The sequence below is a fragment of the Streptomyces sp. NPDC007896 genome (assembly GCF_042959425.1).
Lineage (GTDB): Bacteria > Actinomycetota > Actinomycetes > Streptomycetales > Streptomycetaceae > Streptomyces.
In genome coordinates, this window is sequence record NZ_JBIBKX010000001.1 from 673,037 (window position 1) to 688,885 (window position 15,849).

The following is a 15,849-nucleotide window of genomic DNA, read 5'->3' on the forward strand; positions in this document are numbered from 1 at the left end:
AGCCACGACGCACCCGCAGGCGAAACAGAACCCCCGCTCACGCTCCCCGTACCGCCCGCGCCAGCCGCGTCGCCGCCTCGGCCCGCGGCGCGCTGTCCGGCGGGCGGCGGCGGGGATGCACCGTGTTCGCGAGGAGCACCAGGAACGTGTCCGTCGCGGGGTCCAGCACAAGGGACGTACCGGTGAAACCGGTGTGCCCCGCGGCGCCCCGTCCGGCGAGCGCCCCCATGAACCAGGGCTGGTCGACGGCGAAGCCGAGGCCCGGCGGGGTGAGCATCAGCTCGACGAAGTCGGGGCCGAGGATGCGGGCGGGGCCGTAGGAGCCGCCCGCGAGAAGGGTCCGGCAGAAGACCGCGAGGTCATGGGCCGTGGAGAAGAGGCCCGCGTGCCCGGCCACCCCACCGAGCGCCCACGCGTTCTCGTCGTGCACGACCCCCCGCAGCATCCCCCGGTCCGCCTTGCCCCACGGCCGCCGCTGGTCCTCGGTCGCCGCCGCCCCCGCGCACGGCCCGAAGGACGTGGCGGTCATCCCCAGCGGCCGGGTGATCCCGTCGCGGACCAGGACGTCGAGCGTGCGGCCGGTGATCCGTTCCAGGACGTGTTGGAGGAGCAGCAGGTTCAGGTCGGAGTACACGTACTCGCCCGGCTGGGACGAGGGGGCCTCGGCCCGCAGCAGGGCGAGACGCGCCGCGTCGTCCGGGCAGTCGTACAGCGGGAGTTCGGGGCGCAGCCCGGAGGTGTGCATGAGCAGCTGTCGTACGGTGATGTCGTGGGCCGAGGCCGCCCGGAAGTCCGGCAGATACGCCCCCACCCGTGCGTCGATCCCCAGCGTGCCCCGCTCCAGCTGCTGCACCGCGGCGACCGCCGTGAACAGCTTGGTGAGGGAGGCCAGGTCGAAGGGGGTGTGGACGGTCATCGGCCGCCGATCCCCGGGCGGCAGTTCGACCCCGGTGTCGGTCTTCTCGTCGTAGGAGGAGTAGCGCACAGCCCAGCCCGCCGCCTCCTCGACGGCGATGACCGGGCCGCGGCCCGCGACCAGCACGACGCCCGCCGTCCAGGGGCGCGGCCCACGGGTGAGGGTGCGGACGTCCCGTACGAGGTGGCGCAGTTCCGTCGGGTCGAGTCCGGCCCGTTCCGGGGTGTCCGCGCGCAGTCTCGGTGCGCTCAGCTGCCCGCCGCCTTTCCGTCCACGGTGTGTCCCGTCTGCCAGGGACGGCACAGTCCCACGAAGAAGGCGATGGCCACCAGTACCGCCGCCAGTTGGACGACGGCCATCGGGACCGCGGTGTGCTCCCCGGCGATGCCGACGAGCGGGGAGGCGATCGCGCCGATGAGGAAGGAGGAGGTGCCGAGCAGCGCGGACGCGGAACCGGCCGCGTGCCGTACCCGCATCAGGGCCAGCGCCTGGGTGTTGGGCATGGCGAGGCCCATGGCGGACATGAGGACGAAGAGGGCCGCGGCCACCGGGACGAGGCCCGCCTTGCCGAAGACGCCTGTGGAGAGCAGCAGCAGCGCCGTCGCGGCGAGGGCGATGAGGCCGAGGCCGACGGCGAGGACCTTGTCGAGGCTGACCCGGCCGACGAGGATCTTGCCGTTGATCTGGCCGACGATCACCAGGCCGACGGAGTTGATCCCGAAGAGCAGGCTGAAGGTCTGCGGGGACGCGCCGTAGATCTCCTGGATCACGAAAGGAGAGGCACTTATGTAGGCGAACAGTGCCGCGAAGGCGAAGCCGCCCGCCAGGGTGTAGCCGGTGAAGACGCGGTCGGCGAGCAGTCCGCGCATGGCGCGCAGCGCCTCACCGACGCCGCCGCCGTGGCGCTGTGCGGGCTGGAGGGTCTCCGGGAGCCTCCTCCAGACGAGCGCGGTGAGTGCGATGCCGACCGCCGTGAGGAGGACGAACACGCCCCGCCAGTCGGTGGCGCGCAGGATCTGGCCGCCGATGAGGGGCGCGACGACGGGGGCGACGCCGGAGATCAGCATGAGGGTGGAGAAGAAGCGGGCCATCGCCATGCCGTCGTACAGGTCGCGTACGACGGCTCGCGCGATCACGATGCCGGCCGCGCCCGCGAGGCCCTGGGCGAGGCGGAAGGCGACGAGGAGTTCGACGTTCGGGGCGAGGGCGCACAGGGCGGTGGCGAGGACGTAGACGACGAGGCCGACGAGGAGCGGGCGTCTGCGGCCCCACTTGTCGCTCATCGGTCCGACGACGAGCTGGCCGAGCGCCATCCCGGCGAGGCAGGCGGTCAGCGTGAGCTGGACGGTGGCGGCGGGGGCGTGCAGGGAGCGGGTGACCTCCGGCAGGGCCGGGAGGTACATGTCCATCGACAGCGGGGGCGTGGCGGTGAGTCCGCCGAGGATCAGGGTGACGAGGAGGCCGGTGCGGCGGAGGGCACCGGGGTCCGGCGCTTCCCGCGCCTCCGGTACGTCGGCCACCGCCGTGTTCGGTATGTGCCCCTCCGGGGCCCGTGGGCCTTTCGGGTCCCGTCCGGTGTGCCCGCGCTCGGGCATGAGCCCCTCCCTCTTCGAGTAATCCGCCACCTATGCTCTCAGTTCGAACGGAGTGTTCGGGGTCACAGAACTTCACGTGGCAGAGCGAGTGGCAGAGCGAAGGGCCGGGAATGACGGGCGTGGGCGAGCGGGTGCGGTGGGGGATTCTGGCGACCGGCGGGATCGCGGCGGCCTTCACGGCGGATCTGGTGGACATGCCGGACGCCGAGGTCGTGGCCGTGGCCTCGCGGACGGACGCCTCGGCGAAGGCGTTCGCCGAGCGGTTCGGGATTCCCAGGGCGTACGGGGACTGGGCCTCGCTCGCGGCGGACGAGGACGTCGACGTGGTGTACGTCGCCACTCCGCACTCGGCGCACCGGGTCGCCGCCGGGATGTGTCTGGAGGCGGGGCGCCATGTGCTGTGCGAGAAGGCGTTCACGCTGAACGTGCGCGAGGCGGAGGAACTGGTCGCGCTCGCCAAGGAGCACGACCGCTTCCTGATGGAGGCCATGTGGATGTACTGCAATCCGCTGGTCCGGCAGCTCAAGGGCCTCGTCGACGACGGCGTGATCGGCGAAGTCCGCACGATTCAGGCCGACTTCGGAATCAATGGCCCGTTCCCGCCCTCGCACCGGCTGCGGGACCCCGCGCAGGGCGGTGGCGCGCTGCTCGATCTCGGCGTCTATCCGGTGTCGTTCGCGCAGTTGCTGCTCGGGGAGCCCTCGGGCATCACCGCGAGAGCGGTACTCTCCGGCGAGGGCGTCGATCTCCAGACCGGAGCACTGCTCACCTGGGAGAGCGGCGCTCTCGCTTCGGTGCACTGCTCCGTCAATGGCGGCACCTCCGTCTCGGCCTCCGTCACCGGCTCCCAGGGCCGCATCGACATACCGGGCGGCTTCTTCTTCCCGGACCGGCTCGTGCTGCACCGCGACGGCCGCGACCCCGAGGAGTTCACGGCCGACCCGGCGCACGGCCCGCGCACCAGCCTCAAGCACGAGGCAGCCGAGGTGATGCGCGCCCTGCGGGCCGACGAGAAGGAGTCCCGGCTCGTCCCCCTCGACGGCAGCCTCGCCGTGATGCGGACGCTCGACACGATCCGCGCCCAGATCGGCGTCCGCTACCCCGGAGAGACCGACTAGGGCCTGTCCGGCGGATCAAGTCGGAGGGAAACGACGGCGCCTCATCAGCACAGGCGAGCGTGCCAAGCCCCGCGTCTGCGGCATGATCCGCCGGACAGGACCCAGGGCGCCGACGCCGCAGGAGGCGCCCGTCCACCCGCCGGGCCAGGCCGTACGCTGCGGGCCCATGAATGCCCTCAACGACTCGAACGCCCTGCCCGCCTCGCCGACGAAAATCGCGGTGGTGACCGGCGCGGGCTCCGGCATCGGCCGCGCGGTGGCCGTCGAACTGCTGCGCACCGGCTGGTCGGTGGCGCTCGCCGGACGCAAGCCGGAGACGCTGGAGAAGACGGCCGCCCTCGTCCCCGAGGCGCCCTCCCTCGTCGTACGCACCGACGTCTCGCGGCCCGACGACGTGGCGGCCCTGTTCGACGCGACGCGCGAGCGCTTCGGGCGGCTGGACCTGCTCTTCAACAACGCGGGAACGTTCGGACCCGGCGGCGTCCCGGTCGAGGAACTGCCCTACGAGGCATGGCTGCACGTCGTGAACACGAACCTCAACGGCGCGTTCCTGTGCGCGCAGGCCGCGTACCGGCAGATGAAGGAGCAGGACCCGCAGGGCGGCCGGATCATCAACAACGGCTCGATCTCGGCGCACACGCCCCGCCCGCTGTCGGTGGCGTACACGGCGACCAAGCACGCACTGACGGGGCTGACCAAGTCGCTGTCCCTGGACGGGCGTCCGTACCGGATCGCCTGCGGCCAGATCGACATCGGCAACGCGGCGAGCGACATGACCGCGCGCATGCAGACCGGAGCGCTGCAGGCGAACGGGGAAACCGTGGCCGAGCCGGTGATGGACGTGGCGGACGTGGCGCGCACGGTGCGGCACATGGCGGAGCTGCCGTTGGAGGCGAATGTGCAGTTCGCGACGGTACTGGCCACCGCGATGCCGTATGTCGGGCGCGGCTGACGGGCCCCGGACGGCTCGTCAACGGCTCGTCAACGGCTCGTCAACGGCTCAACCTACACAAACGGAAGCTGAACCTCCGTACCGTTCGGGCCGGTGGCGGGCTTATGCTCGTGACTTCTCCACCAGAGCTTCACACTTGGAGTGGAGGACTTCGGTACGACCACGGTCCACACCGAGGGGGGTGGTGGCAGCCGTTCCGCGGCCCGGGTGGGGGGCGGACCTCGCGCGGGACCGCGAGGTGAGCTCCGGGCCTCGGAACGGCTGTCCCGACATCGGCCGGCAACCAGCGGCCACCGCAGTCAGCCCTGGTGACGGTCCTGACCGTCCTGACGTTCCTGGCGTCCCTCCGAGGCCTCGTCCCCCACCACACGCCGCCGCCTGCGCCACGCGTACGCCCCGCCCGCGAGCAGCGCGACCGCTCCCCCGGCCCCGCCGACCAGCCCCCACGACGACGAGCCGCCGCCCGCGGCCGTCGCGGGCGCTCCGGCCGCCGCCGCCTTCCGGGTGGGGGCCACGGAGGCACCGCCCTCGCTCAGCGGATCGACGAGGGCGCCCACGGACTGGGCCTTCGTGCCCTCCTTGAACCCCCAGTCGAGCAGCGCGGCCGTCTCCTCGTAGACGCCGCTGCCGCCGCTCTTGGGGTGCATCACGGTGACGAGAAGGGTCCGCCCGCCGCGGGTCGCGGCGCCGGTGAAGGTGTTGCCGGCGTTGCTGGTGTAGCCGTTCTTCACGCCGATGAGTCCGTCGTACGTCGGCACACCCCACGCGCCCGTCAGCAGGCGGTCGGTGTTCTGGATCTGGAAGGTCTTCCTGCCGCCCGCCGGGAAGTTCGCGGTCTTCGTGTGGCAGTAGGCGCGGAAGTCGGCGTCGGCGAGGCCGTGGCGGGCGAAGAGCGTCAGGTCGTACGCGGACGACACCTGCCCCTTGTGGTCGAAGCCGTCGGGACTGACCACGTGGGTGTCCAGGGCCTGCAGGTCCTGGGCCTTGGCCTGCATCTGGGCGACCGTCCTGGCGACGCCCCCGTTCATGTGGCTGAGGACGTGCACCGCGTCGTTGCCGGAGCGCAGGAAGACACCGAGCCACAACTGCTCGACGGTGTAGGTGATGCCGGGCTTGACGCCGACCATGCTGGAGCCCGAGGGGATGTCGGCGAGGTCGGCGTCGGTCACCCTGTGGCGCTCGGTCCGCTCGAAGTTCTTCAGCACGGTGTCCGCGAAGAGCATCTTCAGCGTGGAGGCGGGCGCCAGGTGCGTGTGCGCGTGGTACGAGGCGAGCACCTCGCCGCTCTCGTGGTCGGCGACGAGCCAGGAGCGGGCGGTGAGCCGCTTGGGCAGCCCCGAGGCGCCGCGCACCTGGACGCCGGCGCGGGCGAGCCGCTCACCGCCGATCACGGGCGTGGCGGCCGACGCCGGGGAGGCCGCGGCCAGCGGGACGGCCGCGGCGAGGCCGAGGGCGGCACGGCGGGACAGCTGAGCGGCACGCGGGGGGACGGGAGAAGAATCGCGCATCCCGGGACCGTACAAAAGAAGTTCGCGGGTCCGTACGCCGGGGCCTCGAAGTCGCCACGCGGCGGGGCCTCAAAGAAAGGTCAGGGCGCGCCCAAAGGCAGGACAAAGGAACACCCCCGCCCGTACGCCCGGCCGACTCCTGCCCTCAGCACCCCACCCAACAGGGGTTTCCTGGCAATAGCCCCTCCAGACCTTAGGAATCAGCTGTCTTACGGAATATTGATTCCGGACCCTACTTTCTCAGCTCTCACACATCTCTTACTCAGCCACACTCAAAGGTTTCTCCATAGCTTGTGGCCGCGCCCACAGCGGGCGCCAAGAACCTTTGGGGAACGGGATGTTTGGCATCTATCTCAAGCGTGAGCTGAGCCGGCGCAAGAAGGCGGCCCTGGTGATCGCCATGGGTCTGGCGCTCGGAATCGCGCTGGTCATCACCGTCAACTCGGTGTCGGCCGGCATGCAGCAGGCGCAGGACAAAGTCCTGAAGTCGCTGTACGGGCTCGGCACCGACATGACGGTGACCAAGGCCCAGGCGGCGCCTTCGAGCAACTCGTCCGGCAGACCGAAGTTCGACTTCAACGCCAAGTCGAGCAGCTCCACCAAGCAGAGCTCGGACCGCGTGATGACGCAGGGCGGGCAGTCCCTGGCCTCCTCCCTGGTCACCAAGGTCGCCGCGCAGAAGGGCGTGGCGAGCACGGTGGGCGCGCTGACCCTGAACGTCACCAAGGTCGACGGCTCCTTCACCCAGGGCACCGCGAAGTCCTCGACCTCCTCGGGGTCCAGCGGCTCCTCCCAGCAGGGCGGCCCCGGCGGCGGCCAGGGCGGCGGCAGCACGGGAGCGCCCCAGGTGCAGGGCGGCGGCGCCTCCTTCGACGTGAACTCGTACTCCGTCGCGGGCGTCGACGTCACCGACCAGGACCTCGGCCCGCTCGCCACCTCGAAGATCACCTCGGGCAAGACCTTCACGGCGGCGCAGACCAACGCGAAGGTCGCGGTGGTCAGCAAGTCGTACGCCAAGGAGAACAAGTACACGGTCGGCAAGACCTTCAAGATCTCCGGCACCAAGTACACGATCATCGGGATCGCGACGCCGGACAGCAGTGAGTCGACGACCGACGTCTACCTGCCGCTGAAGCAGGCGCAGACGCTGGGCGACGCGAAGAACAAGGTCACCACGATCTATGTCAAGGCGACCGACTCCCAGCAGATCACCACGGTCAAGGCGACCATCCAGAAGAACATCTCGGGTACGACGGTCACCACCTCCGCCGACCTCGCCTCCACCGTCTCCGGCTCCCTGTCGACCGCCTCGAACCTGGCGACCAGCGTCGGCAAGTGGCTGTCCATCGCGGTGCTCGTGGCCGCGTTCCTGGTGGCGGCGCTGCTGACCTCCTCCGCCGTGTCCCGCCGGGTGCGTGAGTTCGGCACCCTCAAGGCACTCGGCTGGCCCTCCCGCAAGGTCACCCGGCAGGTCGTCGGCGAGTCCATCGTGAACGGTCTGATCGGCGGCGCGCTCGGCATCGCCATCGGCCTCGGCGCGGCGTACGCGGTGACCGCGATCAGCCCGAAGCTGACCGCGGAGCTCGGCAACACCGGTGGCGGTGGCGGCATGGGCGGCGGCCCCGGCGGTGGCGGTCCCGGCCAGCAGGCGGTCAAGAACACCATGGAGATCGCGCTCTCCGCGCCGGTCTCGGTGACCACCATCGCGCTCGCCGCGGGCCTGGCCATCGCGGGCGGTCTGATCGCCGGTGCGATGGGCGGCTGGCGCGCCTCGCGGATGCGTCCGGCGGACGCGCTGCGCAGCGTGTCCTAGTCCCCGCGAGCGATCCCCCTCCCTCGCTCCTACTCTCCTCCTCTCCTCCTCTCCTCCTCTCCTCCTCTCCTCTTCCACTTCAACGCCTGCTTCATCTTCGGAGAACCTCATGTACAAGCTCACCGGCGTCACCAAGCGCTACACGCGGGGCAAGGACACGGTGGAGGCGCTGCGTGGCATCGACCTCACCATCGAGGACGGCGACCAGCTCGTCATCCAGGGCCCCACGGGCGGCGGCAAGTCCACCCTGCTCCAGATGATCGGCGGTCTGGACCGTCCCTCCGCCGGCAGCGTCGAACTGGACGGCGTGGACCTCGCTTCCATCAGCGAGGCCAAGCTGACCCGGCTGCGCGCCGAGAAGATCGGCATCATCTTCCAGTCGTTCAACCTCATCCCGACGCTGACCGCGCAGGAGAACGTCGAGACCGCGCTCGTACCGCTCGGGGTGAAGCCCGCGGAGCGGCGCGAGCGGGCCGCCGAGGCGCTGCGTTCGGTCGGTCTCGGCGAGCGGCTGACGCATGCGCCGTCCGAGCTGTCGGGCGGTCAGCAGCAGCGTGTCGCCATCGCCCGCGCGCTGGTCAAGAAGCCGAAGGTACTCCTGGCGGACGAGCCGACCGGCAACCTCGACGAGGGCACCCGCGACGACATCATGGGGCTGCTGGAAGGGCTGTGGCACGAGTACGGGCTGACCTTCATCATGGTCACCCACGACTCGTCGATCGCCCGCCGGGCGCCGCGCCTCGCGACCATCAAGGCCGGGCAGATCACACTGACCGAGCAGGGGGGCCGGCGCCCCCTGTCCCAGCAGCAGTACGTCCAGCAGTAGGCGCGGCCCGGGGCCGCTCACCGTCCCAGCACGCGGTCGGCCTCGGCCGGCCGCGCGGCGGTGAGCGGCCCCATGGCGAGCGGGCCTTGGTTGATGCTCGCCAGGGCGGTCGGGCTACGCCTGGCCGGTTTCGAAGCGGGTGATCCTGCCGCCGTCGTCGACGGTGAAGCTCCACCTCGTCTTCATCTCGCCCCAAGTGTCGTTGTTGTAGCGGGCGATGAGGGCACGGCCGCCGTTCGACTCGTTGTCGACCTCCATGTGGCCGCGGGAGGAGAAGATCTCCCGGTCGGTCCAGTCGGCGAGGTCGCGGTCGGCACCGTCGTCGGACATGGTCGCGCCGGGTGCGAGGACGGCCTCGAAGGCGTCACGGTCATGGGCGTTCACAGCGGTGACGAAGGCCCGGACGGCCGGGTCGCTGAGTTTCGCTACCTGAATCGTCATGGGAGTCACCCTCACACCGGTCCTGTGCGCCCGCCACCCGAACGACACCCCGAACACGCCGGTCACGCGTCATCGGTGCGACGGTGGAGACACGGGAGGGACCGTTGACCGTTGCCGCCGGCCGTCTGCTCTGGGAGCCACCGTGACCTGTTACGACCGAAGTGATCTGGGACTGCTGTTGCTCCGTCTGGGCACGGGCGGAGTGCTGGCCGCGCACGGGGCGCAGAAGCTGTTCGGCTGGTTCGGCGGGGGCGGCCTGGAGGGGACCGGGACCGCCATGGAGGCCATGGGCTACACGCCCGGGAAGGCGAGCGCGACGGCGGCGGGGCTGGCCGAGGCCGGCGGGGGCACCCTGCTGGCGCTGGGCCTCGCGACCCCCGCGGCGGGCGCGGCGGCGGCCGGGGCGATGGTGGGCGCGGCCGCGGTCCATCTGCCCAACGGGTTCTTCGCGATGAACGGCGGCTACGAGTACGCGGCGTCGCTGGCCCTGACGGCGGCGGGCCTCGCGGTGGCGGGCCCCGGCCGCCTCTCGCTGGACCACGCGCTCGGCCACGCCGTGAACCGCGGCTGGATGGTCCCCGTGGCGCTCGGCGTGACGGCGGCGGCCACGCTGGCCGTGGTGGGCGCCCGGAACAAGAGGGTGCGCGAGGCGGCCGAGGGCAAGCAGGAGGCACTGTTCGAAGAGTAGGCGCAGGAGCGGGGGTAGGCGTGGACGAGGACCCGCGGCCGGTGCGGGAAGCTTGCCCCATGGCTGATGACGACGTCTGGGAATCCATCGACCGCCTGCGCTCCTGGCTGGACGCCCACCGCACGCACGGCGGCCAGGAGGGCCTGCTGCTGCGCATCCTGAAACTGTCGGAGGAGGTCGGCGAGGTCGCCGAGGCGGTGATCGGCGCGACCGGCCAGAACCCGCGCAAGGGCGCCAGCCACACCTGGGACGACGTACGGTCCGAGCTCTGCGACGTCGTCATCACGGCGCTGATCGCCCTGCGCACGCTGACGCCGGACGCGCGCGAGGTCTTCATGGCCCATCTGGCGGGCGTCACGGAGCGGTCGCTCGGGGCAGATCCAACTCGGTGAGCCGCGCCCGCACTTGTTCACCCCGTGGACGTGTGCGGGCCGTCGGCAGTTGGTGGGGACGGCCGAGCCTTCTCGTCGACATCACGCCGACGAAAGGGTCCCCGTGCAGGACTACCTTGTCCTCCGTGGCCGCAGGACGCTCGCCGTTGCCAGTGGGGTGCTCGCGCTCGCCGTCACGGGGCTGGGAAGCCAGGCCCGAGCGGCGAGTTTCGGGACTCCGACGCTGTCGCTGTCGGCGGCCTATCTGTCCGGCGCGGTGGGGGCGAGCGGGGATCCGGTCGTGAAGGTGACGGTCGCACAGAGCGGCGCGGACGCCGGGGCGCTCACGGTCACGGTGACCAAGAGCAGCAAGACCTCCGTGGCCACCACCGCCGACGTCACGGTCACCGGCACCGGCGCCACCCGCCAGGTCGCCATCGCCGCGCGCGGCCGGGGCTACACCGACCTGACCGTGAAGGTCACCGGCGTGGACGGCACGACCGCCACCAAGACCCTGCACTACGCCGCGTCGGCCGCCGTCCAACAGGCCGCGGACAGCAGGTACTTCACCGGTTCCAGCGACGCCTCCGCCGCCGTGGACGTCGGTGGCGGCTACGCGGTGGTCGCGGACGACGAGTCCAACACCCTGCGCCTGTACGACCGTTCGGCCTCGGGCGCGCCCGTGAAGACCTGGGACTTCAGTTCGGACATCGGTGTCTCGAAGGAGATCGACATCGAGGGTGGCACGCGCGTCGGCGACACGATCTACTGGACGGGTTCGCTGGGCAACAACAAGGACGGCGAGTACAAGTCCGCCCGCAACACCGTCTTCACCACCAAGGTCAGCGGTTCGGGCGCGGCGACCGTGCTGTCGTACGGCGGCTCGTACGGGAAGCTCCGCGACGACCTCGTCGCCTGGGACGAGGCCCACGGTGACCGCTACGGCTTCGCGGCGGGCACCGCCGACGGCCAGGTCCCCAAGCAGATCGACGGGTTCAACGTGGAGGGGCTGGAGTTCGCGCTGGGGTCGACGACGACCGCGTACCTCGGCTTCCGCGCGCCGCTCGCCCCTGCGGTCGCCGGCGGCAAGGCGCTCCTCGTGCCCGTCACGAACATCGACAAGGTGGTCGGCAGCGGCGCCAAGGCCGTCTTCGGGACGCCGGTCGAGCTGGACCTCGGCGGTCTCTCCGTGCGCGACCTGCGCAAGAACGCCGCGAACCAGTACCTGATCGTCGCGGGCTCCTGGGCCGCCGACGACAACTCCGACCCGTACGCCCTCTACTCCTGGGACGGCGACCCGGCGCACGCCCCGGTCAAGCGGCTCGACCTGCCCACCTCGGACCCGGGCGGCTGGGAGTCGGTCGTCGACGTCCCGGACCTCACCGTTCCCGGCACCCGCGCCCAGCTGATCACCGACGACGGCTCCGCCGACCTGTACGGCGACGGCACGGAGGCCAAGGACCTCACCCACCCCGAGTGGAAGAAGTCCCGGGCGACCTGGTTCACGGTCGGCGGCTGAAGCGCGGGGCGGACGGGGCGGGCGAGCGGGGTGCGGGGCGGCTCTGCCCAGCAGGGCTGCCTCGACCGCCCGAGTCCTGCGACTGCCTCGACCGCCCGGGCCCTGCGACTGCCCCGACCGCCCGGGCCCTGCGACTGCCCGGTCCGCCGGGGCCGTGGGGCTGCCCCCACCGCCCAGGCCACCGCGTCCGTCGTAGCACCGTCTGAGAGGGTGACCGTATGCGCCTGATCCTCATCCGCCACGGCCAGACCCCGTCCAACGTGGCGTTCCTCCTCGACACCGCAGTCCCCGGCCCGGGTCTGACCGCCCTCGGTGAGAAGCAGGCCGCAGCGCTGCCCCAGACGCTCGCGGACGTGGACATCGACCTGCTGTACGTCTCCACACTGACCCGTACCCAGCTGACGGCCGCCCCGCTGGCGGCCGCCCGCGGCCTGGAGATGGTCGTACGCGACGGCATCCGTGAGCTGGAGGCCGGGGACCTGGAGATGATGCGCGGCGACACCGAGGCGGCCAGGACGTACTTCACGACGGCGTTCGCCTGGGTGGCCGGGGACACCGGGCTGCGGATGCCGGGCGGCGAGAACGGCACCGAGGCGCTGGGCCGGTTCGACGCGGTGGTCGCGGAGGCGGCGGCGACCGGCGCGGGCAGCGTCGCCATGGTCAGCCACGGCGCCGCGATCCGGGTGTGGACGGCGGCCCGGGCGCACAACGTCGACATGTCCTTCGCGACCGAACACCGGCTGGACAACACCGACATCGTGATCCTTGAGGGCTCACCCGAGGAGGGCTGGACGGCGCTGACCTGGGCAGGCACCGACATCGGCGGCGTGGCACACGCGCGGGAGAGCGGCCCCGCGGGACAGCCGTTGGGCCCGACCGCGTAGACGTCCGCCTGTATCCCGCGGATACGGGGTCCTCACACCGTCGGCATGTTGTACGGCGGCATGTTGTACGGCGTCACCACCTGGATCGCCGACGGCAGGAACGGGCCCTCGTCCGGCAGCGCCTGCTGGGCCCGCATGATGGTCTGGCAGGCGCGCCGCATGTCCTGGCGCAGGTCGTGATGGAGCACCGCGGACAGCTTCCCCTCCGCCAGCAGCCGGGTGTTGTCGTGGTCCAGGTCGTGCGCGACGAACGCCAGCACCCCCCGGCCGAGCGCCGCGAAGGCGTCGATGGTCGCGGTGTTGCCGCCGCCGATGGAGTAGACGGCGTTGATCTCCGGATCCCGCTCCAGAGCCGCCAGGACCAGGGCCCGCTGGGTGGAGTCCAGCCCGTCGCTGTCCGTGATCTCGACCAGTCGGCGCACGGGCCCGCCGGCACGCATCCCGCTGCGGAACCCCATCTCGCGCTCCTCCTCGTTGCGGAAGGATCCCCGGCTGATCGTGACGAGCACATGGCCCGGACGGTCGGCGAGCCACTGGCGTATCAGGTAGGCGGCGGTGGCTCCGGCGGCCCGGTTGTCGATGCCGACGTACGCAAGGCGCGGGCTGCTGGGCAGATCCGTCACCAGCGTGACCACCGGGATGCCGGCCGCCACCAGCCGGCCGACCGCGGCGGTGACCTCGGGGACCTCCGGGGCCTTGAGGATCACTCCCTGCGAACCGCGCGCGGCGATCCTGTCGAGGTCCTTCACCAGCTCCGCCGCGGGGTCCGTCTCACGGAAGTGGAACCGTGAGCGCACGATCGCCGGGTGCAGGGACGGCAGTTCGGCCTCCAGGGCGTCGCGCACCGCCGAGGAGAACCGTTCCGGGGTCTGCATCACGATGTCGATCATGAAGGTGCGGCCGCCGATACGGACCTGGGTGCGCTGCCGGTCCAGGTCCTTGATGGCCTGCTGCACCTCCCGCGCCGTGCTCTCCCGCACGCCGCCGCGATGGTTGAGGACCCGATCGACCGTCGCCTCGCTCAGTCCGGCCTGCCGGGCGATCTCGCGGATCGTATACGGATGTCCCATGGGTTCCTTCGCTGCGTCCCGTGACCACGGAGATCGATGAGGGGTTTTTGATGGTTCTCTGCGGATTGATTGACGGTCCCGGCCTCATGAGACTGGCAGAAATGTCACCGCGCCGGAAGTCGTGGACGTACCCGTAGCTGTGGCTGTGGCTGGAACGGAAGAGGACGGCAGCACACTCATGAACCAACTGCTCGAGGACAAGGTCGTCCTCGTCAACGGCGGTAGCCAGGGAGTCGGCGCGGGCATCGTGCGCGCGGCGCTGCGCGAGGGCGCCACGGTCGCCTTCACCGGGCGCCGCACCGAGCTCGGCGAGAAGTTCGCCGCTCGGACCGGCGCCACGTTCGTACAGGCCGATCTGACCGATCCCGCGCAGGCGCGCGGCAGTGTCGAGCAGGTCGTGGCCGCCCACGGGCGGATCGACTGCCTGGTGAACGCGGCCGGGCTGACGTCACGCGGCACGCTCCTGGACACCACGCCGGAACTGTTCGACGCGCACATGGCGATCAACCTGCGGGCGCCGTTCTTCGCGATGCAGGCCGCCGTCCAGCACCTGGTGGACCGCGGGGCGCCGGGCACCGTCGTCAACATCATCACGTCCTCCGCGCACGGCGGGCAGTCCTTCCTCGCCCCGTACGTCGCCGCCAAGTCCGGGCTCATGGGCCTCACCCGCAACGCCGCCCACGCGCACCGCTGGGACCGGGTCCGGATCAACGGCCTCAACATCGGCTGGACGGACACCGAGGGCGAGGAGGAGATCCAGCGCACCTTCCACGGCGCGGGCGACGACTGGCGGGAGAAGGCGGCGAAGACCCAGCCGATGGGCAAGCTGGGCCAGGTCGACGAGATCGCCGACTTCGTCGTCTTCCTGCTCTCCGACCGCAGCGGGGTGGTCACGGGCTCGGTCATCGACTGGGACCAGATCGTCTTCGGCGGACTCGACTGATCCCCTGCCCCTCCCCGGACTCCCCGTACTCCTCCTCGGACTCCCCGTACTCCTCCTCCCCCTCCCCGTACTCCTCCTCCCCCTCCTCCGTTCCCGCTCGCCCCTCCCCCGGCGGGCACACCCTCACTGGCTTTAGGAGCAATCTCATGCGTATCGGCATCCTGGGACTGGGCCGGATCGGCGCCTTCCACGCGGCGACCCTCGCCGGGCTCGACGCGGTGGACACCCTGGTCGTCAGCGACCCGGTGGCGGCGGCCACCGCGGCGGCGGTGGAGCGGTTCGGGGCGACGGCGGTGGACTCCCCCGAGGCGGTGCTCGCCGCCGGGGTCGACGGCATCGTCATCGCGGCCGCCACCGACGCGCACCCCGCGCTCATCCTCGCCGCGGTCAAGGCGGGCGTCCCGGTGTTCTGCGAGAAGCCGGTGGCGCGGACCGTCGAGGAGAGCCTCGACGTGCTGGAAACCGTCCGGGACAGCGGTGTCGAGGTGCAGATCGGTTACAACCGGCGTTTCGACGCGGGCTGTGTGGCCGCCCGCAAGGCCGTGGTGAGCGGCGAACTCGGCAAGCTGCACACCGTACGGTCCACCACGCTGGACCCGGCGCCGCCGCCCGCCGCGTACGTCGCGGTCTCCGGGGGCATCTTCCGCGACTGCAGCGTGCACGACTTCGACATCGTGCGCTGGGTCACGGGCCGCGAGGTGGTCGAGGTGTACGCGGCCGGTGGCAACCGGGGTGCCGAGTACATCGCCGAGGCGGGTGACGTCGACACCGCCTCCGCGATCCTCACCCTCGACGACGGCACCCTCGCCCTGGTCTCCAACTCCCGCCACAACGCGCGGGGTTACGACGTCCGCCTGGAACTGCACGGCATGCGCGACAGCATCGCCGTGGGCCTGGAGGACAAGCTGCCGCTGCGTTCCGTCGAGCCGGGCGCCACCTTCCCGGCGGGCCCGCCGCACGACTTCTTCATGGACCGCTTCGCCCCCGCCTACCGCGCCGAACTCACCGCCTTCACGGAGGTCGTCGCGGGCCGCGCCACCTCGCCGTGCACGGTCGCCGACGCCATCGAGGCCGGCTGGATCGCCGAGGCCTGCGCCCTTTCGCTGGCCGAGCACCGGCCCGTACGCCTGCAGGAGGTACGCGAGGCCTGACCGCCGGACGCGGGAGGGCCGGACGGCGCGCCCGAGGACCCGGGGCCGCCGCCC

Annotated in this window: 15 protein-coding genes; 10 read left to right on the forward strand and 5 right to left on the reverse strand. The window is 71.4% G+C overall.

Features of this window, described 5'->3' with window-relative positions; all coding sequences use genetic code 11:
* Positions 1-37: 37 nt before the first annotated feature.
* Entirely contained in the window at positions 38-1,210 is a 1,173-nt protein-coding gene (locus ACFZDJ_RS03070; RefSeq protein WP_390928686.1) for a serine hydrolase, read from the reverse strand.
* On the reverse strand, positions 1,165-2,511 hold the full coding sequence (locus tag ACFZDJ_RS03075; RefSeq protein WP_391055661.1) for a Bcr/CflA family efflux MFS transporter: 1,347 nt from the start codon (positions 2,509-2,511) through the stop codon (positions 1,165-1,167). Before ACFZDJ_RS03075 ends, ACFZDJ_RS03070 begins: the two co-directional genes overlap by 46 nt.
* A 110-nt stretch (positions 2,512-2,621) precedes the next feature.
* Between ACFZDJ_RS03075 and ACFZDJ_RS03080 the strand changes: the two genes are divergently transcribed.
* A complete protein-coding gene (locus ACFZDJ_RS03080) occupies positions 2,622-3,629 on the forward strand; it encodes a Gfo/Idh/MocA family oxidoreductase (protein WP_391055664.1) in 1,008 nt (335 codons plus the stop codon).
* Positions 3,630-3,795: 166 nt separating this feature from the next.
* The gene (locus ACFZDJ_RS03085) at positions 3,796-4,581 is read left to right on the forward strand and encodes an SDR family NAD(P)-dependent oxidoreductase (protein WP_391055666.1); all 786 of its coding nucleotides are present in this window, start codon (positions 3,796-3,798) and stop codon (positions 4,579-4,581) included.
* A gap of 299 nt (positions 4,582-4,880) precedes the next feature.
* On the opposite strand, the gene ACFZDJ_RS03090 is transcribed toward ACFZDJ_RS03085, so the two are convergent.
* On the reverse strand, positions 4,881-6,089 hold the full coding sequence (locus ACFZDJ_RS03090) for a D-alanyl-D-alanine carboxypeptidase family protein (RefSeq protein WP_391055669.1): 1,209 nt from the start codon (positions 6,087-6,089) through the stop codon (positions 4,881-4,883).
* A 337-nt stretch (positions 6,090-6,426) separates the two neighbouring features.
* On the opposite strand from ACFZDJ_RS03090, the gene ACFZDJ_RS03095 reads away from it, so the two are divergent.
* On the forward strand, positions 6,427-7,902 hold the full coding sequence (locus ACFZDJ_RS03095; RefSeq protein WP_391055672.1) for an ABC transporter permease: 1,476 nt from the start codon (positions 6,427-6,429) through the stop codon (positions 7,900-7,902).
* A 109-nt stretch (positions 7,903-8,011) separates the two neighbouring features.
* Positions 8,012-8,728: an ABC transporter ATP-binding protein gene (locus ACFZDJ_RS03100; RefSeq protein WP_101405487.1), complete on the forward strand. Its 717-nt coding sequence runs from the start codon at positions 8,012-8,014 to the stop codon at positions 8,726-8,728.
* A 114-nt stretch (positions 8,729-8,842) separates the two neighbouring features.
* Here ACFZDJ_RS03100 and ACFZDJ_RS03105 read toward each other — a convergent pair whose 3' ends face one another.
* Positions 8,843-9,169: a nuclear transport factor 2 family protein gene (locus tag ACFZDJ_RS03105; protein ID WP_384905035.1), complete on the reverse strand. Its 327-nt coding sequence runs from the start codon at positions 9,167-9,169 to the stop codon at positions 8,843-8,845.
* A 142-nt stretch (positions 9,170-9,311) separates the two neighbouring features.
* On the opposite strand from ACFZDJ_RS03105, the gene ACFZDJ_RS03110 reads away from it, so the two are divergent.
* From ACFZDJ_RS03110 to ACFZDJ_RS03125, 4 genes are all read left to right on the forward strand, one after another.
* Positions 9,312-9,857: a DoxX family protein gene (locus ACFZDJ_RS03110; RefSeq protein WP_168508330.1), complete on the forward strand. Its 546-nt coding sequence runs from the start codon at positions 9,312-9,314 to the stop codon at positions 9,855-9,857.
* Between the two features lie 59 nt (positions 9,858-9,916).
* Complete coding sequence (locus tag ACFZDJ_RS03115; protein WP_391055674.1) at positions 9,917-10,249, forward strand: MazG-like family protein; 333 nt, start codon at positions 9,917-9,919, stop codon at positions 10,247-10,249.
* A 103-nt stretch (positions 10,250-10,352) separates the two neighbouring features.
* The gene (locus ACFZDJ_RS03120; RefSeq protein WP_391055676.1) at positions 10,353-11,747 is read left to right on the forward strand and encodes a hypothetical protein; all 1,395 of its coding nucleotides are present in this window, start codon (positions 10,353-10,355) and stop codon (positions 11,745-11,747) included.
* Between the two features lie 218 nt (positions 11,748-11,965).
* Positions 11,966-12,631, forward strand: coding sequence for a histidine phosphatase family protein (locus tag ACFZDJ_RS03125; protein WP_391055679.1), 666 nt, complete (start codon positions 11,966-11,968; stop codon positions 12,629-12,631).
* Between the two features lie 32 nt (positions 12,632-12,663).
* Here the strand turns inward: ACFZDJ_RS03125 and ACFZDJ_RS03130 are convergent, their stop codons facing one another.
* Positions 12,664-13,701, reverse strand: a complete 1,038-nt coding sequence (locus ACFZDJ_RS03130; RefSeq protein ID WP_390927889.1) for a substrate-binding domain-containing protein — start codon at positions 13,699-13,701, stop codon at positions 12,664-12,666.
* Between the two features lie 178 nt (positions 13,702-13,879).
* Here ACFZDJ_RS03130 and ACFZDJ_RS03135 point away from each other — a divergent pair, with 178 nt between their 5' ends.
* Positions 13,880-14,644: an SDR family oxidoreductase gene (locus ACFZDJ_RS03135; protein ID WP_168508335.1), complete on the forward strand. Its 765-nt coding sequence runs from the start codon at positions 13,880-13,882 to the stop codon at positions 14,642-14,644.
* A gap of 146 nt (positions 14,645-14,790) precedes the next feature.
* A complete protein-coding gene (locus ACFZDJ_RS03140; protein ID WP_391055683.1) occupies positions 14,791-15,795 on the forward strand; it encodes a Gfo/Idh/MocA family oxidoreductase in 1,005 nt (334 codons plus the stop codon).
* Positions 15,796-15,849: the final 54 nt, after the last annotated feature.

Coding starts and splice junctions, on each gene's coding strand:
- ACFZDJ_RS03135 (WP_168508335.1), top strand. CDS start 13,880: ATGAACCAACTGCTCGAGGACAAGGTCGTCCTCGTCAACGGCGGTAGC.
- ACFZDJ_RS03140 (WP_391055683.1), top strand. CDS start 14,791: ATGCGTATCGGCATCCTGGGACTGGGCCGGATCGGCGCCTTCCACGCG.
- ACFZDJ_RS03100 (WP_101405487.1), top strand. CDS start 8,012: ATGTACAAGCTCACCGGCGTCACCAAGCGCTACACGCGGGGCAAGGAC.
- ACFZDJ_RS03095 (WP_391055672.1), top strand. CDS start 6,427: ATGTTTGGCATCTATCTCAAGCGTGAGCTGAGCCGGCGCAAGAAGGCG.
- ACFZDJ_RS03080 (WP_391055664.1), top strand. CDS start 2,622: ATGACGGGCGTGGGCGAGCGGGTGCGGTGGGGGATTCTGGCGACCGGC.
- ACFZDJ_RS03075 (WP_391055661.1), bottom strand. CDS start 2,511: ATGCCCGAGCGCGGGCACACCGGACGGGACCCGAAAGGCCCACGGGCC.
- ACFZDJ_RS03105 (WP_384905035.1), bottom strand. CDS start 9,169: ATGACGATTCAGGTAGCGAAACTCAGCGACCCGGCCGTCCGGGCCTTC.
- ACFZDJ_RS03090 (WP_391055669.1), bottom strand. CDS start 6,089: ATGCGCGATTCTTCTCCCGTCCCCCCGCGTGCCGCTCAGCTGTCCCGC.
- ACFZDJ_RS03085 (WP_391055666.1), top strand. CDS start 3,796: ATGAATGCCCTCAACGACTCGAACGCCCTGCCCGCCTCGCCGACGAAA.
- ACFZDJ_RS03130 (WP_390927889.1), bottom strand. CDS start 13,701: ATGGGACATCCGTATACGATCCGCGAGATCGCCCGGCAGGCCGGACTG.
- ACFZDJ_RS03125 (WP_391055679.1), top strand. CDS start 11,966: ATGCGCCTGATCCTCATCCGCCACGGCCAGACCCCGTCCAACGTGGCG.
- ACFZDJ_RS03115 (WP_391055674.1), top strand. CDS start 9,917: ATGGCTGATGACGACGTCTGGGAATCCATCGACCGCCTGCGCTCCTGG.